The sequence below is a fragment of the Undibacterium sp. GrIS 1.2 genome, assembly GCF_040544435.1.
Lineage (GTDB): Bacteria > Pseudomonadota > Gammaproteobacteria > Burkholderiales > Burkholderiaceae_D > Undibacterium.
In genome coordinates this window covers 56,036-77,033 of record NZ_JBEONP010000023.1, presented here as the reverse complement: position 1 = coordinate 77,033, position 20,998 = coordinate 56,036, and the positions used below count along the sequence as shown (strand labels likewise).

General features: G+C 46.0%; 19 protein-coding genes. 16 read left to right on the top strand and 3 right to left on the bottom strand.

Going from position 1 to position 20,998, the window contains the following annotated elements; all coding sequences use genetic code 11:
- Window positions 1-173 precede the first annotated feature (173 nt).
- From AAKU61_RS11920 to AAKU61_RS11910, 3 genes are all read left to right on the top strand, one after another.
- Window positions 174-1,484, top strand: a complete 1,311-nt coding sequence (locus AAKU61_RS11920) for a homoserine dehydrogenase (RefSeq protein WP_354332471.1) — start codon at window positions 174-176, stop codon at window positions 1,482-1,484.
- Between the two features lie 188 nt (window positions 1,485-1,672).
- The gene (locus tag AAKU61_RS11915; RefSeq protein ID WP_354332469.1) at window positions 1,673-2,383 is read left to right on the top strand and encodes a queuosine precursor transporter; all 711 of its coding nucleotides are present in this window, start codon (window positions 1,673-1,675) and stop codon (window positions 2,381-2,383) included.
- An 81-nt stretch (window positions 2,384-2,464) separates the two neighbouring features.
- The gene (locus AAKU61_RS11910) at window positions 2,465-3,733 is read left to right on the top strand and encodes an MFS transporter (RefSeq protein WP_354332467.1); all 1,269 of its coding nucleotides are present in this window, start codon (window positions 2,465-2,467) and stop codon (window positions 3,731-3,733) included.
- Between the two features lie 74 nt (window positions 3,734-3,807).
- Here the strand turns inward: AAKU61_RS11910 and AAKU61_RS11905 are convergent, their stop codons facing one another.
- The 3 genes from AAKU61_RS11905 to ygfZ form a co-directional block, all read right to left on the bottom strand.
- Window positions 3,808-4,554: an NRDE family protein gene (locus AAKU61_RS11905; protein WP_354332465.1), complete on the bottom strand. Its 747-nt coding sequence runs from the start codon at window positions 4,552-4,554 to the stop codon at window positions 3,808-3,810.
- Window positions 4,545-4,832 carry a DUF4936 family protein gene (locus AAKU61_RS11900; RefSeq protein WP_354332463.1) on the bottom strand — a complete coding sequence of 96 codons (288 nt, stop codon included), beginning with the start codon at window positions 4,830-4,832 and terminating at the stop codon, window positions 4,545-4,547. Before AAKU61_RS11900 ends, AAKU61_RS11905 begins: the two co-directional genes overlap by 10 nt.
- A 186-nt stretch (window positions 4,833-5,018) precedes the next feature.
- Window positions 5,019-6,101 (bottom strand): CAF17-like 4Fe-4S cluster assembly/insertion protein YgfZ, encoded by a 1,083-nt coding sequence (ygfZ, locus tag AAKU61_RS11895; RefSeq protein ID WP_354332461.1) that lies wholly within the window; start codon window positions 6,099-6,101, stop codon window positions 5,019-5,021.
- A gap of 187 nt (window positions 6,102-6,288) precedes the next feature.
- On the opposite strand from ygfZ, the gene mltG reads away from it, so the two are divergent.
- The 13 genes from mltG (at window position 6,289) to AAKU61_RS11830 (ending at window position 20,838) form a co-directional block, all read left to right on the top strand.
- Entirely contained in the window at window positions 6,289-7,299 is a 1,011-nt protein-coding gene (mltG, locus tag AAKU61_RS11890) for an endolytic transglycosylase MltG (RefSeq protein WP_354332459.1), read from the top strand.
- Between the two features lie 82 nt (window positions 7,300-7,381).
- On the top strand, window positions 7,382-8,074 hold the full coding sequence (gene tmk, locus AAKU61_RS11885; protein ID WP_354332457.1) for a dTMP kinase: 693 nt from the start codon (window positions 7,382-7,384) through the stop codon (window positions 8,072-8,074).
- Entirely contained in the window at window positions 8,071-9,105 is a 1,035-nt protein-coding gene (locus AAKU61_RS11880) for a DNA polymerase III subunit delta' (RefSeq protein WP_354332455.1), read from the top strand. The genes tmk and AAKU61_RS11880 overlap by 4 nt, the downstream gene beginning before the upstream one ends.
- A gap of 10 nt (window positions 9,106-9,115) precedes the next feature.
- Window positions 9,116-9,505: a PilZ domain-containing protein gene (locus AAKU61_RS11875; protein ID WP_322119175.1), complete on the top strand. Its 390-nt coding sequence runs from the start codon at window positions 9,116-9,118 to the stop codon at window positions 9,503-9,505.
- 92 nt (window positions 9,506-9,597) lie between these two features.
- Window positions 9,598-10,104, top strand: coding sequence for a GNAT family N-acetyltransferase (locus tag AAKU61_RS11870; protein WP_354332452.1), 507 nt, complete (start codon window positions 9,598-9,600; stop codon window positions 10,102-10,104).
- Window positions 10,105-10,247: 143 nt separating this feature from the next.
- Window positions 10,248-11,168: a 23S rRNA (adenine(2030)-N(6))-methyltransferase RlmJ gene (locus AAKU61_RS11865; protein ID WP_322119173.1), complete on the top strand. Its 921-nt coding sequence runs from the start codon at window positions 10,248-10,250 to the stop codon at window positions 11,166-11,168.
- 488 nt (window positions 11,169-11,656) lie between these two features.
- On the top strand, window positions 11,657-13,309 hold the full coding sequence (locus AAKU61_RS11860; protein ID WP_354332450.1) for a 3-(methylthio)propionyl-CoA ligase: 1,653 nt from the start codon (window positions 11,657-11,659) through the stop codon (window positions 13,307-13,309).
- Window positions 13,310-13,505: 196 nt separating this feature from the next.
- Window positions 13,506-14,678, top strand: a complete 1,173-nt coding sequence (locus tag AAKU61_RS11855; RefSeq protein WP_503012605.1) for a branched-chain amino acid ABC transporter substrate-binding protein — start codon at window positions 13,506-13,508, stop codon at window positions 14,676-14,678.
- A gap of 147 nt (window positions 14,679-14,825) precedes the next feature.
- Window positions 14,826-15,716: a branched-chain amino acid ABC transporter permease gene (locus AAKU61_RS11850; RefSeq protein ID WP_503012604.1), complete on the top strand. Its 891-nt coding sequence runs from the start codon at window positions 14,826-14,828 to the stop codon at window positions 15,714-15,716.
- Window positions 15,717-15,719: 3 nt separating this feature from the next.
- On the top strand, window positions 15,720-17,006 hold the full coding sequence (locus AAKU61_RS11845) for a branched-chain amino acid ABC transporter permease (protein WP_354332444.1): 1,287 nt from the start codon (window positions 15,720-15,722) through the stop codon (window positions 17,004-17,006).
- Window positions 17,003-17,770: an ABC transporter ATP-binding protein gene (locus tag AAKU61_RS11840; RefSeq protein WP_354332442.1), complete on the top strand. Its 768-nt coding sequence runs from the start codon at window positions 17,003-17,005 to the stop codon at window positions 17,768-17,770. Before AAKU61_RS11845 ends, AAKU61_RS11840 begins: the two co-directional genes overlap by 4 nt.
- Window positions 17,767-18,468: an ABC transporter ATP-binding protein gene (locus AAKU61_RS11835; RefSeq protein ID WP_354332440.1), complete on the top strand. Its 702-nt coding sequence runs from the start codon at window positions 17,767-17,769 to the stop codon at window positions 18,466-18,468. Before AAKU61_RS11840 ends, AAKU61_RS11835 begins: the two co-directional genes overlap by 4 nt.
- Before the next feature lie 288 nt (window positions 18,469-18,756).
- Window positions 18,757-20,838, top strand: a complete 2,082-nt coding sequence (locus AAKU61_RS11830) for a 3-hydroxyacyl-CoA dehydrogenase NAD-binding domain-containing protein (RefSeq protein WP_354332439.1) — start codon at window positions 18,757-18,759, stop codon at window positions 20,836-20,838.
- The last annotated feature ends 160 nt before the right edge of the window (window positions 20,839-20,998 follow it).

The window sequence follows — 20,998 nt, the reverse complement described above, 5'->3', positions numbered from 1 at the left end:
CACATGTGCCGCTTCAAACAAGAAAACCAATCGCAACAGTGGCCACACCCATGCTCGACTTTACTGGTTTGGGTATTTTGCAAGAAGCTCATAAGACTTGTTTATAAGATTTATTGGCAGAATTTTTAACCTGCCACCGCTTAATTTTTTTATTTAGTACGCATAGAGATAATATGAAACCCATCAAAGTTGGTCTGTTAGGTATAGGCACAGTTGGCTCCGGCACATTTAACGTCTTGAAGCGCAATCAAGAAGAGATTATGCGTCGCGCAGGACGTTCGATTGAAATTGCCATGGTGGCCGATCTCAATGTTGAGCGCGCACGCGAACTGACTAACGGAGAAGTCGAAGTCGTCAATGATGCCAATTTAGTGGTCAATAATCCCGAGATTGATATCGTGATTGAACTGATCGGCGGCTATGGTATTGCTAAAGACTTGGTGTTAAAAGCCATCGCCAACGGCAAGCACGTCGTCACTGCGAACAAAGCCTTGCTGGCAACTCATGGCAACGAGATTTTTGCTGCGGCACAAGCCAAAGGCGTAATGGTCGCATTTGAGGCCGCGGTTGCCGGTGGGATTCCGATTATCAAGGCTCTGCGTGAAGGATTGACCGCGAACCGTATTCAATGGATTGCCGGCATTATCAATGGCACGACCAATTTTATTTTGTCCGAAATGCGCGATAAAGGCTTGGATTTCGGAACTGCCCTAAAAGAAGCGCAAGCTTTGGGTTATGCCGAGGCAGATCCTACTTTTGACATTGAAGGTATCGATGCAGCACATAAGGCGACCATCATGGCAGCAATTGCTTACGGCATCCCGATGCAGTTTGATAAAGCGCATGTAGAGGGCATTACCAAACTGGAGGCGACGGATATCCGCTATGCAGAGCAACTGGGCTATCGCATCAAATTGTTGGGTATTACCAAGCGTACCGATCAAGGAATCGAATTACGTGTTCATCCAACCCTGATCCCGGAAAAGCGCTTGATTGCGAATGTAGAAGGCGCGATGAATGCGGTGTTAGTGCAAGGAGATGCGGTTGGTGCGACGCTGTATTACGGCAAAGGTGCAGGTGCAGAGCCGACTGCGTCTGCTGTCATCGCAGATCTGGTCGATATTACCCGGCTGGCGACGGCTGATCCTGAGCATCGCGTACCGCACCTGGCGTTCCAGCCTGACGCGATGAGTGCATTACCGATTTTACCGATGTCTGAAATTGTCACTAGCTACTATTTGCGACTGCATGTTGCAGACAAGGCCGGCGTGCTGGCCGATGTGACTAAAATTCTGGCAGACTTTTCTATTTCCATTGATGCAATGCTGCAAAAGGAGCCAGCAGACGGCGAGGCAAAAACCGATATCGTTATGCTGACACATCAAACTCAAGAGAAAAATATTTTGGCGGCGATTACTAAAATTGAAGCATTGGCGACGGTATTTGGCTCTGTTACTAAGTTGCGTTTGGAAGAGCTTAGCTAAATTCAGCAACACAATTCAGCCTGACCCGCTCATCTTGGACAAAAAACAGCGTCATCCTTACAAGAGAATGACGCTGTTTTTCTTTCTAAGTTAGTATTTAGCGTCGTTTAGAAATCAGTTTGCTGATTACACCAAATTTGTTGTCACTCTCGTTTTAACTACTCATTTTATTATCAGAAAACCAGACTATGGCTCGTCCTATCGCTCAATACAAATACTATGATTTCGTCATGGCGGCATTTGTGACGGTATTGCTTTGCTCAAATCTGATTGGCGCTGCTAAGGCTGCCGAAGTGACTTTGCCAGTGTTAGGTACGGTGACCTTTGGTGCGGGTGTTTTATTCTTTCCGATTTCATACATTTTTGGCGACATATTGACCGAGGTGTATGGCTATGGTCGCGACCGTCGCGTCATCTGGGCGGGTTTTGGTGCTTTGATTTTTGCTGCCGTGATGTCAGCTGTGGTGCTGGCGTTAAAGCCCGCAGCTGATCCGTTTAACCGGGATTACCAGATGCATCTGGATGCGGTGTTCGGTAATACGCCACGTATCGTCCTGGGCTCGATGATTGCGTTTTGGTGCGGCAGCTTTGTGAATAGTTATGTCATGGCAAAAATGAAGATTGCCATGGCAGGTCGTCAACTATGGATGCGTTTTATAGGGTCCACGGTTTGCGGTGAGCTGGTAGATTCCAGTTTATTTTACGTGATCGCTTTTTATGGTATTTGGTCGAACCACCAACTGATCTCAGTGATTATTGCGCAATATATTTTGAAGACCGGTTGGGAAGTCCTGATGACGCCTGTCACCTATAAAATTGTCGCGTTCTTAAAACGGAAAGAGAACGAGGACTATTACGACATAGATACTGATTTCAATCCTTTTAAATTGAAGGCTTGAGATGATTGTCCTAGATCTTGTTTTAGGCTCGCGTACCGATTTTTATTGCGGTGAATGTCGCCGTACTTGGTTATCCGGCCAGTGAAGATTTTTTCATTTTCTGCGGTACTGACTTACGGCCTGTTCGGCTTGCCGCTAGCGCTGGTCGCGCTGCCCATCTATGTCTATGTTCCCCAGTTTTATGCGGAGCACTTTGGTATTTCACTTACCTTGATCGGTACGGCGCTATTGCTAGCGCGTTTACTGGACGCTTTTATTGATCCGGCAATCGGTTGGTGGATCGATAAAAATCATCGTAGCCAATCGTATTCGCGCTACATACTTTGGTCCTTGCCTGCGCTGATTGCAGGATTTCTCGCTCTATTTCATCCATTAACAATCGCGAATGGTGCGCCGTTTATTTGGTTTTTATGTTCATTGATGGTGGTATATGCGGGTTTTAGTTTAGCAACAATCGCGCATCAAAGCTGGGGTGCAGCATTGACCCAGGCTCCCACTGAACGCACGCGGATTACGGCTGTCCGCGAGGCCTGCGGTTTGATTGGTGTGATTGCGGCTGCAGCCTTGTCGCAGCTGGCCAGTATTGCGTGGTTGTCGACTGCGTTTGTGGTCAGCTTATTGGTCGCTAGTGGCTTACTGATTCGTTATGCACCTCGCCCGGCATTGGCCGACGTTGAGATAAAGGCTGTGCCGGAGAACGCTCTGGCAGCAGAGCCTCTGTCATTGACCATCCCTTTTCGTAATGCATATTTTCGTAGTTTATTCGCGGTATTTGTCGTCAACGGAATTGCGGCATCCATTCCCGCGACCTTATTTTTGTTTTTTGCTAAAGATCGTTTGCAGCTTGGGCATTTGTCGGGCGTATTTTTAATACTGTATTTTTTAGCGGCTGCGATTTCTATGCCTCTGTGGGTCTTCACCGCAAGTAAGCTGGGAGAGGCACGCGCATGGTTGTTGGGGATGCTGCTATCGATCACCTCTTTTGTCTGGGTGTTTGGCCTGGGTGTCGGGGCAGCAATGCCATTCGGGATCATTTGCGCAATGTCTGGATTGGCTCTTGGTGCTGATCTGGCACTCCCACCAGCCTTATTGGCTGCGGTAATCAGAAAAGGTGGGCATAGCGGGCAGCGAGAGGGAGCCTATTTTGGTGCCTGGAATTGGGCTACTAAGATGAATTTGGCATTAGCAGCCGGTGTGTCTTTGCCTTTGCTTGATTTTCTTGGCTACGTGCCCGGTACCAGCGACCTACAAGGTATCCAAGCGCTGGGCGTTGCGTACGCGATTTTGCCCTGTGCTCTTAAATTGATTGCTGCACTGATGTTATGGCGTGCACCTTTGCGAGATGTTTGAGGTGTTTTTTGATATCTGCGATTCTTTGATTTAGTCAATGTGCCGGCTTAACTAATGTCGCACCAATGCATCAATTAACGCAGCAGCTTCTCATGAAATTCAGCCGGATGGTGGCTATGTATTTTGATCAGACTAGATACGCGCGTGCCGTAATCTGGCGACTCTATGCATGGGGATGACAACAGACGTTCCATCTCAAAGCTGACTCCTGTATCTGGCAAGCGGCAGTCGGGTGCTGGTGTGGTGTTTGACAGCATTTCAAAATAAGCTTCTTCCGGCGCACGCTGACACAGCAGGCTGGCAAACTCCGCTTTGGTTTTGACGACTTTGGGCCAAGGTGTATCAAGTGCTGCGTTTGAAATGCCATAAATACCCGGCGGCAGTGGTTGACCATTGCGAGGATCGTCTTGTTTGCGATTAGAGAACCAGATCAAATCCTCTTCATCGCCCACCAATAAATTAAAACCATTGTAGTCCTCTACCTTATCTTTGATGCTGGCGATATAGTCTTTGGCAGATAGTGTACCTGTTAGATAATTGGATACCAGCGTGCCGCGAGAGGGGGCATCAGTGCGCTTCTCTGAGGGCGCCCGCACATTGGTAATAGCGGCAAATTTTTTCGCTGCAGCATTCTGATCTTCTTGATTGGCGACGCCCATCCAGGTGCCGCCGGACTGTAAATCACGTCCACCAAATACATGGGGTGCACCTTCCCACCAGATTGCCGGTGCTGCCGGACGGTCGTAAAACTCATCCCGGTTGCTGGCGACGATGAGAGGTGTATGCGGTAATAATTTCCAGGCAAAGACGATCAGACACATGGAATTATCTCCATAAAAAATTCAGGATGTCGCTCACCATGAATCAAAGCTAGCAAGCGGGTTTGTTGTATCGCCAGGGTGATGCAGGCGATAAAATTCTCTGGGACTTGTTGATAAATTTCCATCCAGGTCTGCATGCCACCACTGACTTCGGGTCGACGCTGTAGGCCTGATCTAACGCCGGTGTCACGACGAAGAATGTCTTGCATCGCTTGTACTTGTTCTAAAGCCTGGTCTTGATGTTCGACCAGCGTTTTGTAATAAATATAGCAGTCCATAGTTGATTCTGGTCGTCGCTTTGCAATTATCTGAAAATGCAGTTAAATGTATAAAAAAGGGGAGTATTTGACTAATTTAGTTAATTGTCCAGAGAATCATTGGACAATAAGCCATCATATTCTTATACATAGGGTGAGTATATTGATTTCACCTGTAATCTCATTCTTCAAGCCAGACGGATTTAACTATGCAGTGATGTCAACCACGGCATAAGGCAGTGGCAGAAATAGTAGTTGCTCGCCAGTCGCCGATCCCAGATGAATATCGCCATTTTCCTGATCCGCTACCTTCATTTCAACCAGACAAAGGCTGTGCTGCGCATCTTCCATTTCGGCGTTGACGATCATGCCGCAAGGCTGGTCGCCGTCCGTTGCAGCAAACACTTCGCTACCCGCCAAAATAGGATTGCTGGCCTCATGCGCGATGCGGGCGATTGCCATCCGACGTTTGAGTTTGCCCAAATATTGGCTGCGAGCGACGATTTCCTGACCTGGATAGCAGCCCTTTTTAAAGTTAACCCCACCAATCAATTCAAAATTAACCATCTGCGGTACAAATTTTTCTTGAGTTTTATCGATAATCTGCGCGACACCCGCTTGGATATTGGTCAGATGCCATACGCTGGTATCTACAGGTTGCAGTTGTTTGCTTAATTGCGGCCAGACTTGTTGTGCCATAGCATTCGTGGTGATCCACTGGTAACGTGGTATCTGATGTGCATCTGCGACGCGGATCAAGGTGCCAAAGGCAGTATTAACTTTGCCGTAGATTTGTTGTGGCAATGAGGGAAACCAAGTCGTTAACGCCGCTTCTGCTGCCTGGCCGCCAAGACCTAGCACAACTTGCTCATTACTGATATCGCTTAGTTTAGCTTTCGCCCGCAAAATGAACATTTGCAATCGTTTATGGATGGCTGCTTTGATAGAGGCGTGCAATTGCAAGACGATACCATCGGTAGTTTTCCAGTAGACGAAGCTGGCTATCATGCGACCTTTTGGCGTGCAGTAGCAGGCTAATTTGGCATCATCTTGTTCCAGTTTTTCTACATCATTGCTCAATTGATTATGTAAAAAACTGGCAGCATCTTCGCCCGTTGCTAATAGCAATGCTTGATCGGTCAATGCAGAAATAAAGCCTGCTGTGCCATTAGAGCCGGTCAAAAAGTGCGCTTCTGTAGCGGTCGCAAAGCCTTGTACCTTTTGATCAACGATATGGGCGCCGTGTTGCGCTAAAAAATCCTGCCAACTAGTCATTGTTTCTGTATTCATGGAGTCTCGGTTTAAAATACGTCTCACTTACTATGTGCTACCTCTTGCGGATTATAGTGCTGTCCGCAAAATTACGTTTGCAATCGCTTTTCGTGTTCATAGCTTTTAGTTTTCAGCTTTTAATGCGTAGCTTTTAATAATTTAAGCTTTTAACTCACCATTTTTAATTCTGGGCACAATTTTTGGCATGGCATTCATAAAAAAACTTTTCGTTCTCATTATTTTGTTTGGTGGCGCTGCTTGCGGTGGTTTTGCTTATTGGGCAATGCAACCTATCTTCATTCCAGAAATAAGTAGCGGCACATCGGTAGATAAACCAATTGATTTCAGCATCAAAGCCGGTAGTAGTGTTCGCAGTTCTGCCCGACAAATCTACGAAGCGGGTGTTCCGATTAATCCTATATTGTTCGAAGTGCTAGCACGTGCTACCGGCAAGGCGAATAAATTAAAAGCAGGTTCTTTCGGATTAGAATCTAATAAAACGCCGTTAGACCTATTGAACAAAATCGTCAGCGGTGATTTTTCATTTGGTGCATTAGCGATTATTGAGGGCTGGACTTTTCAGCAGATGCGTAAAGTAGTCGATACTAATTCTGACTTAAACCATGATACTGCTGGTATGTCCGACCGCGACCTGATGAAAAAAATCGATCCTGATTACACATTGCCGGAAGGTTTATTTTTCCCTGATACCTATTTGTTTGCCAAAGGGTCTAGCGATCTGCAAATTTATCAGCAAGCACATAGTGTGATGATTAAAAAGCTCAACGAGGCGTGGGCAGCAAAGAGCACAATGCTGCCGTATAAAACAGCTTATGAAGCCTTGATCATGGCATCTATCATCGAAAAAGAAACCGGCCAAAAATCTGAGCGCACTATGATCGCTGCGGTATTTGTTAATCGTCTCAAGTTAGGCATGCTTTTGCAAACAGATCCGACGGTGATTTATGGCATGGGGGATAAATATCAAGGCAAAATCAGAAAAAACGATTTGCTCACCGATACACCGTTTAACACCTATACTCGCACTGGTCTGCCGCCAACGCCGATCGCATTGCCCGGAATTGCCTCTTTGACAGCGGCGTTTACTCCCGCCAAAAGTGGTGCTTTATATTTTGTCGCCAGAGGCGATGGTACTAGCCAATTTTCTGATGATTTGACTGAGCACAACCGTGCCGTCAATAAATATCAGCGATAGGTAATGATTGAAATAAATTAAACTGAATTACCAAAAACTACAGTAAAAACTATAGCAAGAACTGATTAAAGAATTGATTTGTATGTCGATAGCAAGCAAAACAAGTGCAGCAATAAGAGGCAAGTTCATTACTTTTGAAGGTATTGATGGTGCTGGTAAATCTACCCATATTGCATATGTGGCAGGGCAGTTGCAGCAGCATGGGATTAAGGTTGTGTCTTCCCGTGAACCCGGTGGTACGGCATTAGGCGAAAAATTACGTGATCTGCTTTTGCAGGAAAAAATGCATTTAGAAACGGAAGCCTTACTCATGTTCGCCGTACGCAGAGAACATATCGCTCAAGTAATAGAACCGGCCTTAGCTCGCGGTGACTGGGTTATTTCTGATCGCTTTACTGATGCGAGTTTTGCTTATCAAGGTGGTGGACGTAAATTGGCGCTGGAAAAACTGAATGCACTAGAACAATGGGTACATCCTGATTTGCAGCCTGACATGACGTTTTTATTTGATGTGCCTTTAGAAGTAGCACGTGCCCGCCTGGATGCAACCCGTGATCTGGATAAGTTTGAGCAGGAAAAAGCAGAATTTTTTGCAGATACCCGCTCTGAATATTTGCGCCGCGCCGCTGAGTTTTCAGAACGTTTTCAGATCATCGATTCGACCCGTCCGATTCCTGACATCCGTGCGTATCTTGATACCTTGATTGAGCGCTTGTGTAGTGAGCCTGAACCACATTCATTTAAGTTGCATTCAAATCAGCAGACGCAGGTATGACGCATCCACTTTTTATCTGGCAGCAAGACGCCTGGCAACAATTGAATTTGCTACGGCAGCGTATGCCTCATGCGATTTTGCTACACGGCCCTGAAGGCATCGGTAAAACTGTTTTTGCCGAACATTTGGCGCAGTCCTTATTGTGCGAAGCACCTTCCGCAGACGGCCATGCCTGCGGTACTTGCTTATCTTGCGGCTGGTTTGGGCAGTACAGTCATCCGGACTACCGTCGGGTCAGGCCCGAGTTACTGGATGAGGAAGAGGGCGCCGCCAGCGAGGGCGATACTCCTGAGCCTGAGAAAAAAGCAAAATCTAGCAAAGCACCATCAAAAGAAATCGTCATTAATCAGGTGCGTGCATTGGGCGATTTTATGAATATTTCTACCCATCGTCAGGGACGACGTGTGATTGTGTTGTATCCGGCCGAAGCCTTGAATATCCCGGCTGCCAATGCCTTGCTTAAATCATTGGAAGAGCCGAATCCCAATACGGTATTTATTTTGGTTTCAAACAGTCTGGATAAATTGTTGCCGACGATTTTGTCCCGCTGTCACAAATTTGGAATGGGTTTGCCAGACAAGCAGCAATCTTTGGACTGGTTGCAAACCCAACAGTTAGGCGATGCAGAAACCTGGCTGGCGCAGCAAGGTGGCGCGCCCTTATCTGCCTTATTGATGTCGCAGTCGGAAGACAGGGCGGAGTTAGACGAATTTTTGCGTCAGTTAAGTAAGCCGGGTGTTGATTCCAGCTTGAAAATTGCGGAAAAAATACAAAAACTCAGTGTGCCGAATACGGTCGCGTGGTTGCAGCGTTGGTTGTATGATATTTTTTCTTATAAACAAACAGGAAGAATCCGGTATCATCCTCGATATCAAAAAGAGTTAGCTGCGCTTGCCCAACGTGTTGACGTCCATGCTTTATTAAATGTGATTAAGAGCACGAACGAGCGTCAGGCAATCGCCAGTCATCCTTTGTCTGCCAAACTCTTTATTGAAGATATGCTGTTGGATTACTCTTCACTATTTCACTGAAAGCTTGTTTATGGCCGACTTGCCCGCCGATCCTGGTATTCCTTTGAACATGCCAACACCGGCGCGTCCTTCCGTGTTGTCATTGGCAATTAAAGAGAAGGCAGCACTGTACTCTGCCTATATGCCATTCCTAAAAAATGGCGGTATCTTTGTACCAACCAATAAATCTTATCGCTTGGGCGAAGAGATTTATCTGATTTTGACTTTATTAGATGACCCAAATAAATATCCTATCGCTGGCAAAGTAGCCTGGATCACCCCGGCAGGTGCTGGCAATAACAAGTCGCAAGGTATCGGCGTCCATTTTCCCGATGATGAAAGTGGTACACGTATCCGATTAAGAGTGGAAGAGTTATTAGGCGCTGCGATTCGTTCATCGCGCGCAACTCATACGCTTTAGTCCTTACTTTTTAACTCAAGCGCTTTGCCTTAAACCCTTTGGTCAGAGTGCCTTAATCCAAGCGTCCCCAATTTCTTCTTGTATCGATAATTATGTCTGGAATTGTTCCCTCCCATCGCCTGGCAAGCTTCGCTGATCTGCCAGAGATTGTCGCTATCTATAACTCCACTGTTGCTTCCCGTCAGGTCACTGCCGATACTGACCCAATATCGGTTGAGTCCCGCCACGCCTGGTTTAATGAGCATACGCCAGACAAACGTCCGCTGTGGGTGATTGAAGACAATGGAAAAATTTTAGGCTGGCTATCATTTTCTAATTTTTATGGACGGCCTGCGTACTCCGGCACAGCAGAGCTTTCCATTTATTTACATGAGGACGCACGCGGCAAAGGCTTGGGGCGATATTTTCTGAATCAGGCGATTGCCTATGCTCCGCAAATCGCAGTGCATACTCTGCTGGGATTTATATTCGGTCACAACACACCCAGCATGAATTTGTTTGCCAAGTTTAACTTTGAGATTTGGGCAAATATGCCCCGTGTTGCTAACTTGGATGGCATTGAACGTGATTTGATCATCATGGGGAAGCGGATTAGCTGAGACTGAACTTCCATCTGTTTTAAGGTGTTTTAAGCCGTTTTGAGCCTGTCTAGGCTTAAAAAGAGTAAAATCCAGCATCGAACCTCAATGGCTTGCTTTCTCAACGGAAGACAAGCCATCTATTTTTATAGGAATCACTCATTATGCTGAGCTATCGCCACGGCTTCCATGCAGGCAACCACGCAGACGTTCTCAAGCATTTCGTCACAATTCAATTACTGAATTATTTAGGTCAGAAAGATACGGCCTACACCTACATAGACACGCATGCTGGTGCTGGTTTGTATTCGCTGGATGCTGGTTATGCAACAAAAAATGCCGAATTTGAAACCGGCATTGCCCCGCTGTGGGATCGCAAAGACTTGCCGCCTAGCCTGGCTGAATATGTTGACCTGGTCAAAGAGTTAAATCCAAGCGGCAAGATGCGCTACTACCCAGGCTCGCCTTATTGTGCCGACAAAATCTTACGTGAACAAGATCGTCTACGTTTATTCGAGCTACATCCTAGCGAGATTAAAATCCTGAGCGAGAACTTCCGTAAGCTCGATGCGCATCTGGCTGCGCAGGGACATAGACCGACCACCAGAGGCAAGCGTGTCATCATTGCCGCTGGTGACGGCTTTGAGGGTGTAAAGGCTTTGTTGCCGCCACCATCACGCCGTGGTCTGGTTTTAATTGACCCACCGTATGAAGTAAAAGATGACTACCGCCGCGTCAAAGATACGGTAGAGGATGGTTTAAAGCGTTTCCCTACCGGTACATTTGCTGTCTGGTACCCAGTGCTGAATCGTCAAGATTCCAAGCAATTACCTGAGAGATTGAAGCGTTTGCAAGCCAACGGTTGGCTCAATGTGACTTTATCGATTAGCGGACCAACGCCAGACGGTTTTGGTTTGCATAGCAGCGGTATGTTTATTATTAACCCGCCATGGACACTGGAGGCCACGCTGAGAGAAGTCATGCCGTACCTGGTCAAAGTCTTGGGTCGGGATGCAGCCGCAGGTTTTCTGCTGGAATCTGGAGAGACGCAAACTATTGGCAAGGGACGTAAAAAAACGACTTAATCGTTGTGCAAGTGCTATTTGCCTGCGGAGCAAATATCGTCAGTGACTTGAGCCAATGTTGGCGTAACGTTGGAGCAACTTTGGCGTAAATGATGTGATCCGTGATTTGAAATAGATTGCCGGGGCAGAAATGTCGCCGGCAATTTTTTTATATGCAAATTCAGTCACAGAAAAATACATCAAAAACCGATTGAAAAATGTCTCAAATTGGCGGTTTTTAATACCTCTCTGTTGCATTGCAATATCGGTATTTTTATGAAATCGAGGATTTACTCTAATGAAGTTCTCAAAATATAAAAAATTTCTCAAAAAACATGGTGCCTTGCAACATAAATAAGGATTGACGAATTAGTACGGTCGTACAAAAATCAGGGCGAAAGAATTTAATTCGGTAAATAAAACAAAAAAGCGAACCGAATAACAAAACCTTGCATGCTTGCCAGCTATATAACAACTTCGAACAACTTAGCACTACCTCGGGAGAACAGATGTCGCAGTATCAACAAAGTCCGGTGATGGGACAAATGATGAGTAAGCCTCTGCTTATTTCCAGTTTGATTGAACATGCAGATCGTTATTTTGGTAGCAGCGAAATAGTCTCAAGGCGTGTAGAGGGCGATATCCATCGCTATAACTACCGCGAATGCCATAGTCGCGCTAAAAAGCTCGCCAATGCGCTTAAACAGTTAGATGTCAAAATTGGTGACAGAGTCGCCACATTAGCGTGGAACGGTTATCGCCATCTGGAAGCTTATTATGCGGTTTCCGGTTCCGGTGCAGTATTGCACACGATCAATCCTCGTTTGCATCCAGAACAGATCAGCTACATGGTGAATCATGCGGAAGATCAATATTTGTTCTTCGAGATAAATTTTTTGCCTATCATCAAAGCCATTGCCAGTCATTGTCCGACGATCAAAGGCTACATCATGATGTGCAGCCGCGAGCATTTACCCACAGATGGTGCTGTACCTAATTTGATGTGTTACGAAGATTTGATCGACGCTAATTCAGATGATTTTGTCTGGCCTTTATTTGACGAAAACTCCGCATCTAGTTTGTGCTACACGTCTGGTACTACGGGCAACCCCAAAGGCGCACTGTATTCGCACCGTTCAACTGTCTTACATTCTTATGCCTCCGCAATGCCAGACGGATTAAATGTCTCTGGCCGTGATTGCGTGCTGCCTGTGGTACCTATGTTCCATGTTAATGCCTGGGGTTTGCCATATTCGGCCCCACTGACAGGTGCCAAACTGGTTTTCCCTGGCCCAGCCCTCGATGGCAAATCTTTATACGAATTATTTGAGCAGGAGCAAGTTACCTTTTCTGCGGGCGTACCTACGGTCTGGCTGGGCTTGCTGACTTATGTCGCACAAAATAATTTGAAGTTCTCTAGTTTTAAACGAACTGTCATTGGTGGTTCGGCATGTCCTCCAGCCATGATGAAAACTTTACGTCACACCTACGGGGTGGAAGTTGTCCATGCATGGGGGATGACTGAGATGTCGCCATTAGGTACTACCGGCACCTTGATGGCAAAGCACAGTTTATTGTCCGATGATGCACAACAAGCAATCTTGGAAAAACAAGGCCACGTAATCTATGGTGTTGACATGAAGATTGTGGACGATGCAGGCAAAGAATTGCCTTGGGATGGCAAAACCTATGGTAACTTGCTAGTCGAAGGTCCATGGATTATCAGCAGTTATTATAAGTACGAAGGTGGTGATGTTCTTGAGGATGGCTGGTTCCCGACAGGTGACGTTGCAACCATTGATGCTGATGGTTATATGCAGATTACAGACCGTAGTAAAGATGTGATTAAGTCGGGCGGTGAATGGATAGGCACGATTGATCTGGAAAATGTAGCAATGTCCCATCCCGCCGTTTTACAAGCTGCATGTATTGGTATTTTTCATCCAAAGTGGGACGAACGTCCTCTCTTGTTGGTCGTAAAAAAACCAGGTGCAGAGATAGAAAAACAAGAACTGCTCAGTTTTTACGAAGGAAAAATTGCAAAATGGTGGATGCCAGATGACGTTGTTTTCATTGATGCCTTACCTTTGGGTGCAACAGGAAAGATCTTGAAAAATAAATTGAGAGATCAATTCAAAGACTATAAATTACCAACGGCTTGATTTAAAAGGGAGGCAGGATTGAGTAGGGCATTTTTACTCAAAAGTTCTAAAGCAAGAAAGAAGTACAGACAACAATAAAAAAGATTTTAAAAATTCTATCAACATCCACAAATAAAATATTGGAGTGAGACAAATGAAATTTCAATTACGTACACCGGTGTTAGCTGTTGCCCTGGCATTGTCGGCACCACTGACGATGGCAGACACAATCAAAATCGCTTACATCGATCCTCTGTCTGGTCCATTTGCACCCGTTGGACAAAATATTCTTAACTCGTTTCAGTACGTGGCAGATAAAGCCAATGCTGAAGGTTGGGCTGGCCCGCATAAATTTGAAGTGGTTGGCTTTGATAATAAAAGCAGCCCACAAGAATCATTAAGCGTGCTCAAAACTGTGATCGATAAAGGTTTTCGTTATATCACGCAAGGTAATGGTTCTGGTGCCGGTTTGGCGTTAGAGGATGCTGTCAATAAATATAATGAGCGTAATCCTGGCAAAGAAATTGTCTACCTCAATCACGCTGCTGTTGATCCAGATATGACCAATAGCAAATGCAGCTTCTGGCATTTCCGTTTTGATTCCAACTCAGACATGAAAATGGAATCCCTGACGACTTATATGGCGCAGGATAAAAATATCAAGAAGGTTTATATCATTGGTCAGAACTACTCTTTCGGCCAGCAAGTTACCCGCGCCGCGAAAGAATATCTGGCACGTAAACGCCCTGATGTACAGATCGTTGGCGATGATTTACATCCAATTGGTCAAGTCAAAGATTTCGCTCCGTATATTGCAAAAATTAAAGCATCGGGCGCAGATAGCGTCATCACAGGTAACTGGGGTGCCGATTTAGCTTTGTTGATTAAAGCGGCTAAAGATGCAGATCTCAAAGCTAACTTCTACACCTACTATGCTGCAACAACAGGTGTACCGACTGCAATGGGTATAGCGGGTGTAGATAGAGTGAAATACGTCGGCTACTGGAACGCCAATAATGAAACCTTTGCTGGCAAAGATATTGTTGAAGGTTTTAAAACCAAGTACAAAGACGACTACTATTCAATGGCGACTTATACGATCCTCTCTTATATGGCTAAAGCCGTGAAAGATGCTAAATCGATAGAGCCAAAAGATGTTGCTTTTGCGATGGAAGGTTCCAGAGTTAAAAGTTTAAATGGCGATACCGTGATGCGTAAGTTGGATCATCAAATTCAGCAGCCTTTATACATCGCAACTTGGGTCAAAGTGAATGGTAAAGATGTTAAGTTTGATCAAGAAAATACGGGCATGGGCTGGAAGACAAATCAAAAAATTGATGCCTTTGTCGCCACTCAACCTTCTTCATGCCAAATGAAGCGTCCAGGTTAATTAACTAGATAAAGAGAGCTGCACGTTGGTGCGCTCTCTTTTTTTTGTTAATTAGTACGATCGTCCAATTTTTCCAAAAGGATCTTTGCAGTGGAATTTACATTGATCACCTTGCTGAACGGGGTTAGTTACGGACTGCTCTTGTTTATGCTGTCCTCTGGACTGACGCTGATTTTCAGTATGATGGGCGTACTTAATTTCGCCCACGCCAGTTTTTATATGATAGGTGCGTATTTTGCCTATGGCATCAGCTCCAAACTTGGCTTTTGGCCTGCCTTGCTTGTTGCCCCTTTGCTTGTTGGTGTCCTCGGTGCATTAGTAGAGCGTTATGGCCTGCGTTCAGTACATAAATACGGGCATATTCCCGAACTCTTATTCACCTTTGGCTTGTCTTATGTGATTGTGGAATTAGTGCAATTGATCTGGGGACGTTCTACTGTGCCGTATGCAATTCCTGCTGCATTGGATGGTCCTTTATTCACCTTGTACACAACGACTTTCCCGATGTATCGCGGCTTTATGATGTTTGTTGCCTTGCTGATGCTGATCTCGATTTATTTATTGCTGACCAAAACTCGCATTGGTCTGGTGATACAAGCTGCACTGACACACCCTGATACGGTGGAGGCACTAGGTCATAATGTGCCACGCGTATTTATGCTGGTGTTTGGCGGTGGTTGTGCGCTGGCAGGACTGGCTGGGGTAGTCGGCGGCAATGCTTTTGTGACGGAACCAGGTATGGCCGCGACACTAGGCAGTATTATTTTTGTGGTGGTGGTGGTCGGTGGTATGGGATCGTTAGCGGGTGCTTTTGTGGCCTCAATATTGATTGGCGTCGTACAAACATTTGCTGTCGCACTAGACTATTCTTTTGTAACGGTGTTCGCAAAAATGGGGACACAAATTGCAGACACAACGCCTGGCTATGCTTTACTCAATCTGACGATTGCACAGACCGCACCTATCATGCCTTACTTAATGTTGGTGCTTATCCTCATCTTCCGGCCAAGAGGTTTGCTCGGTACACGCGAAGGATAAAAAATGACAAAAAATCTTAACTATAAACCTCTGAACTTAGTGCGCTGGATTATCTGGGTTGCCTTTGCCGTCATGTTAATCGTGGCGCCACTGATTTTCAAATCCGGTGGCTCGCTATCTTTACTCTCCCAAATTGGCACGCTGATGATTTTTGGCCTGTCCTTTAATATGTTGCTGGGGCAGGGCGGTATGCTGTCTTTTGGTCATGCGGTGTATTCGGGGCTGGGAGCATTCTTTTCTATCCATGCGATGAATTTAGTGACTAATGGCTCGCTGATTTTTCCTATCACTTTAATTCCTTTGATTGGCGGTGTTGCCGGTATGGTGTTTGGCGTTTTGTTTGGCTACGTCACCACCAAAAAATCGGGCACCACGTTTTCTATGATCACCTTGGGTATTGTTGAGTTGGTGTTCGCTTGCTCATTAATGTTCCCTAACTTCTTTGGTGGTGAAGGCGGCATCTCTACTAATCGTGTCATCGGCCAATCATTTTTGGGCATTACTTATGGGCCGCAAATTGAAGTGTATTACCTGATTGCGTTCTGGTTGTTTATCAGTACCATAGGTATGTACGCATTTACTCAAACGCCACTTGGTCGGCTCACCAATGCAGTCAGAGATAATCCAGAGCGAGTAGAGTTTATTGGCTACAACACACAGTGGGTACGTTATCTAACGCTGATCCTGTCTGCCTTTTTTGCAGGTATTGCAGGTGGTTTGTCTGCGATTAATTTTGAAATTGTCAGTGCAGAGAATGTCAGTGCCGTGCGTTCTGGTGGTGTGCTGCTATTTACTTTTATTGGTGGTATTGGCTTCTTCTTTGGTCCTTTGATAGGTGCCGTCTTGGGCGTCATGCTGACGGTGATGATGTCTGATTTCACTAAGGCATGGCAATTGTACTTAGGGATTATTTTTATCCTTGTGGTGATGTATGCCCCTGGTGGTGTGGCCAGTATTTTGATGATGAATTTACGCGTTGCTAAGTTTGGATTGTTTAAACGTGTCTGGTCACCGATGTGGAAATTATTGCTGGCATCCGCCATCGCGGTGATTGGCATCGTACTCGCCATCGAGATGTTATATCAGCGCACCTTAGAGGCGTCGCAAACTTCCACAATGAACCTGTTTGGCGTCAATCTCGACACAGCCTTGCCAAGTTCATGGCTGATTGCTGCTACTTTTATCGTAGTTGGCGTCGCCGGATTTATTTTTACTAAACCAACATTCCAACAAAAATGGGGCGAAGTGAATACCGAAATCGAAGAGCAAATGCGGAGGGTGCAAGCATGAGTCAGTTCTCCCTCGAATTAAAAGAAGTTAGAAAAAGTTTCGGCAAATCAGAAATCATCCGTGGTGCGACCTTGCAAGTACCCAAGGGCGAACGCTTTGCGATTATTGGACCAAATGGTGCGGGAAAATCGACGCTGTTTAATTTAATTTCTGGTCGCTTCCCGATCACTTCTGGCGATATTTTATTGAATGGTGAAAGTATTTCTGCGCTCAAACCGTTTGAAATTAATCGCCGTGGTTTATCGCGTAGCTTCCAGATTACCAATATCTTTCACCGTTTGTCTGTATATGAAAATTTGCGTTGTGCGGTGTTATGGTCGCTAGGCTACAAGTATTCTTTTTGGCATAGGCTTAATGGTTTAAAAGATGCACATGAACGTGCCGAGGCAGTGTTGGAGCAAATCGGCCTCAAGCGTCGTCGCGATATCACCGCAGGTTTGCTGACTTACGCCGAGCAACGTGCTCTGGAAATCGGAATTACGATTGCCGGTGGTGCCGATGTGATTTTGCTGGATGAACCAACGGCAGGTATGAGCCGTTCAGAGTCCGATGCTGCAGTAGAACTTATCCGCAAAGTCACCGTGGGTAAAACTTTGCTGATGGTAGAGCACGACATGAGTGTGGTGTTTGGTCTGGCAGATAAAATCGCCGTGGTTGTCTATGGCGAAGTCATTGCCTGTGATACGCCGATGAACATCCGGAATAATCAAAAAGTGAAGGACGCTTATTTGGGTGGACATGCACCTGTGGAGGCTGCAGCATGAGTGCATTGTTAGAGATAAAAGATTTAAACGCCTTCTACGGTAAGAGCCATGTGTTGCATGGCGTTGATATGGTCGTCAATCAAGGCGAAATCGTCAGTCTGCTTGGACGCAATGGCGTTGGTCGTTCTACCACGGTCAAAGCAACGATGGGACAAGTGGATTCGACAGGTTCCATCAAATTTAAGGGCGAAGAAATCATAGGTTTGAAAGCGTTCCAGATTGCACATAAAGGCTTGGGATATGTTCCGGAAAACCGAGATATTTTTCCTACCTTGACGGTAGAGCAAAATTTGATTCTGGGTGAAAAGTCCGGTAAAAAATCGCGCTGGTGTCTGGATGATATGTACCAGATGTTTCCTCGTCTGAAGGAACGCCAGCACACCGCTGCCGGGGTTTTGTCCGGTGGTGAGCAACAAATGCTGACGCTGTGTCGTACCCTGATGGGCGATCCTGATCTGATCATGATTGATGAGCCGACCGAAGGTTTAGCGCCAAAAATCGTAGAACTGGTGGCTGAGTATTTGAAAGAGCTTAAGAATCGCGGTATTTCGGTTTTACTGGTTGAGCAGAAGCTGGCAATTGCGCTGGAGATTTCGCAACGGGTTTATGTCATGGGACATGGTTGCATCGTATTTGAAGGTACCCCAAGCGAATTACGTGCTAATGATGCAATCCGTCGTGAGTGGCTGGAAGTTTAAATATACTCCATCCTAGTAATATTTAATCGTCCAATGATTCTCTGGACAATCGGCATACTTTCCTGATTTTTAAGGGGAGTATGTCGAGTGATACGTGCTTAAAAAATTTTTACTTTGAAATAATACGATCGTACTATTTTGCGGTATAGTGAAGGTCGGTTAATTAAACGCAGGCATTTTAATGTTCAGTTTTTTATCTGGTGGTCGTTTTAAGTGTCCAGATTAAATAAACAAATCAGCCTGCCGAATGAACAATATTCAATAACATTTCAACCCTTAGGAAGAGACATGAGCGCAGAATATCAAGTCAACGGTAACGTCGCCGTCATCACGCTAAACAATCCCCCTGTAAATGGTTTGGGTCACTCCACTCGCAGTGCGATTGTTGAAGGTATGAAGCAGGCCCTCAACGATGACGCGGTCAAATCAATCATCATCACTGGTGCTGGCAAAGCATTCTCTGGCGGTGCAGACATCAAAGAATTTAATTCACCTAAAGCCATGGCGGAGCCAACGCTGCACACGGTGATTAATATAGTGGAAGGTTCCAGTAAGCCTGTTATCGCTGCGATACATTCTGTCTGCATGGGCGGTGGTCTGGAACTGGCGCTGGGTTGCAACTATCGTGTCGCTATCGCTGGCGCACAAATCGCTCTGCCAGAAGTTAAACTGGGCATCTTACCTGGTGCCGGTGGCACACAACGTTTGCCACGCGTATTAGGTTTAGAAATGGCACTGAACATGATCGTGTCTGGTACCGCAATCCCTTCTGAAAAACTCGCAAAAACAGCCTTGTTCAATGAAATGATCGAGGGCGATCTGATGCAAGGTGCGCTAGCATTTGCGGCCAAAGTCGCTGACGTACGTCCTCTGCCAAAAGTACGCGACATCAAAGTCAACTACCCAAATTACGAAGCGTTTTTACAGTTCTCCCGCAACACTGTGCGCGCGATGTCGGGGCCTTTCCCCGCGCCGCTGAAATGTGTTGAAGCCGTTGCGGCTTCCATCACGCACAAATTTGACGATGGTATTAAATTTGAGCGAGAGCTGTTTCTTGAGTTGGTCCAAACCACAGAATCTAAAGCCTTACGTCATGCCTTCTTTGGTGAACGTGCCGCCAGCAAACTGCCCGATGTACCGGAAGACACTCCGGTTCGCCCGATTAAATCGGTTGCCGTGATTGGTGCCGGCACCATGGGCGGTGGTATTGCGATGAACTTTGCTAATGCGGGCATCCCAGTGCAAATTCTGGAAATGAAGCAAGAAGCATTGGACAAAGGATTAGCAACGATTCGTAAAAATTACGAAAACACGCTGAAAAAGGGCAAATTGACCCAAGAGAAATTTGATCAGCGGGTTGCGCTGATCACTGGTACTTTATCTTATGAAGCCATCGGCCAAGCGGATATCGTAGTAGAAGCCGTATTTGAAGACATGGGTGTGAAAGAGCAAGTATTCAAAAAGCTCGATGAGGTCATGAAACCTGGTGCAATCTTGGCATCCAACACCTCCACACTCGACGTCGATAAGATTGCCAGTTTTACCAAACGTCCGGAAGATGTGATCGGAACGCATTTCTTCAGCCCAGCCAATGTGATGAAATTGCTGGAAATCGTCCGCGGCAAAAAAACGGCAAAAGACGTACTCGCTACGACCTTAGCATTGTCCAAAAAAATCAAAAAAACGGGCGTAGTTTCTGGTGTCTGCGATGGCTTTATCGGCAATCGTATGATCGAACAATATAGCCGCCAGGCAGGCTTCTTGTTGGAAGAGGGCTGCACTCCGGAGCAGGTTGATAAAGCTGTCGAAAAAATGGGTTTTGCAATGGGCCCGTTCCGCATGGGTGACTTGGCTGGCAATGATATCGGCTGGTATATCCGCAAACGTCGCTATTTGGAAAAGCCAGAAGTAACCTATTCCAAAACGGCAGATCTGCTGTGTGAGTTAGGGCGTTATGGTCAAAAAACCGGTGCAGGCTGGTATGACTACAAACCGGGCGACCGTAAAGCGTATCCATCGCAAATCGTCAACGACATGATCATCAAGCATTCAGCCGATCTTGGTGTAGAGCGCCGTAAAGTCAGCGATCAGGAAATTGTTGAACGCCTGATTTACGCCTTGGTGAACGAAGCTGCACACATTCTGGAAGAGGGCATCGCTACCCGTGCTTCAGATATCGATATGGTCTACTTAACCGGCTACGGCTTCCCTCTGCATCGCGGTGGCCCGATGTTCTACGCTGACACCGTTGGTTTGCCAAACGTCGTCATGGCGATGGACAAATACGCCAAAGGTCGTCATGGCGATGCATGGAAAGTAGCGCCGTTGCTGGCAAAACTGGCAGCAGAAGGAAAAAGCTTCAACGGTTAAATGGTATTGAGTAGTTCAACTGTATTTTTAGTTGAAATTTCGGCTTAAATTTCAACTGAGATAAAAAATGCGCAGCGTAAAACCTGCGCATTTTTTTGTTTTTACAGAATCAAGTCAAGATCGTTGTGGGTAGATTGTTTGTCTGCAATACAGTACTGAT

Excerpts from the sequence above, each read along its gene's own strand:
- AAKU61_RS11875 (WP_322119175.1), top strand. The coding sequence starts at position 9,116 with ATGGCCGACTTGCCCGCCGATCCTGGTATTCCTTTGAACATGCCAACA.
- AAKU61_RS11915 (WP_354332469.1), top strand. The coding sequence starts at position 1,673 with ATGGCTCGTCCTATCGCTCAATACAAATACTATGATTTCGTCATGGCG.
- tmk (WP_354332457.1), top strand. The coding sequence starts at position 7,382 with ATGTCGATAGCAAGCAAAACAAGTGCAGCAATAAGAGGCAAGTTCATT.
- AAKU61_RS11855 (WP_503012605.1), top strand. The coding sequence starts at position 13,506 with ATGGCAGACACAATCAAAATCGCTTACATCGATCCTCTGTCTGGTCCA.
- AAKU61_RS11920 (WP_354332471.1), top strand. The coding sequence starts at position 174 with ATGAAACCCATCAAAGTTGGTCTGTTAGGTATAGGCACAGTTGGCTCC.
- AAKU61_RS11845 (WP_354332444.1), top strand. The coding sequence starts at position 15,720 with ATGACAAAAAATCTTAACTATAAACCTCTGAACTTAGTGCGCTGGATT.
- AAKU61_RS11850 (WP_503012604.1), top strand. The coding sequence starts at position 14,826 with ATGCTGTCCTCTGGACTGACGCTGATTTTCAGTATGATGGGCGTACTT.
- AAKU61_RS11870 (WP_354332452.1), top strand. The coding sequence starts at position 9,598 with ATGTCTGGAATTGTTCCCTCCCATCGCCTGGCAAGCTTCGCTGATCTG.
- AAKU61_RS11830 (WP_354332439.1), top strand. The coding sequence starts at position 18,757 with ATGAGCGCAGAATATCAAGTCAACGGTAACGTCGCCGTCATCACGCTA.
- AAKU61_RS11880 (WP_354332455.1), top strand. The coding sequence starts at position 8,071 with ATGACGCATCCACTTTTTATCTGGCAGCAAGACGCCTGGCAACAATTG.
- AAKU61_RS11860 (WP_354332450.1), top strand. The coding sequence starts at position 11,657 with ATGTCGCAGTATCAACAAAGTCCGGTGATGGGACAAATGATGAGTAAG.
- mltG (WP_354332459.1), top strand. The coding sequence starts at position 6,289 with ATGGCATTCATAAAAAAACTTTTCGTTCTCATTATTTTGTTTGGTGGC.
- AAKU61_RS11865 (WP_322119173.1), top strand. The coding sequence starts at position 10,248 with ATGCTGAGCTATCGCCACGGCTTCCATGCAGGCAACCACGCAGACGTT.
- AAKU61_RS11905 (WP_354332465.1), bottom strand. The coding sequence starts at position 4,554 with ATGTGTCTGATCGTCTTTGCCTGGAAATTATTACCGCATACACCTCTC.
- AAKU61_RS11835 (WP_354332440.1), top strand. The coding sequence starts at position 17,767 with ATGAGTGCATTGTTAGAGATAAAAGATTTAAACGCCTTCTACGGTAAG.
- AAKU61_RS11900 (WP_354332463.1), bottom strand. The coding sequence starts at position 4,832 with ATGGACTGCTATATTTATTACAAAACGCTGGTCGAACATCAAGACCAG.
- AAKU61_RS11840 (WP_354332442.1), top strand. The coding sequence starts at position 17,003 with ATGAGTCAGTTCTCCCTCGAATTAAAAGAAGTTAGAAAAAGTTTCGGC.
- ygfZ (WP_354332461.1), bottom strand. The coding sequence starts at position 6,101 with ATGAATACAGAAACAATGACTAGTTGGCAGGATTTTTTAGCGCAACAC.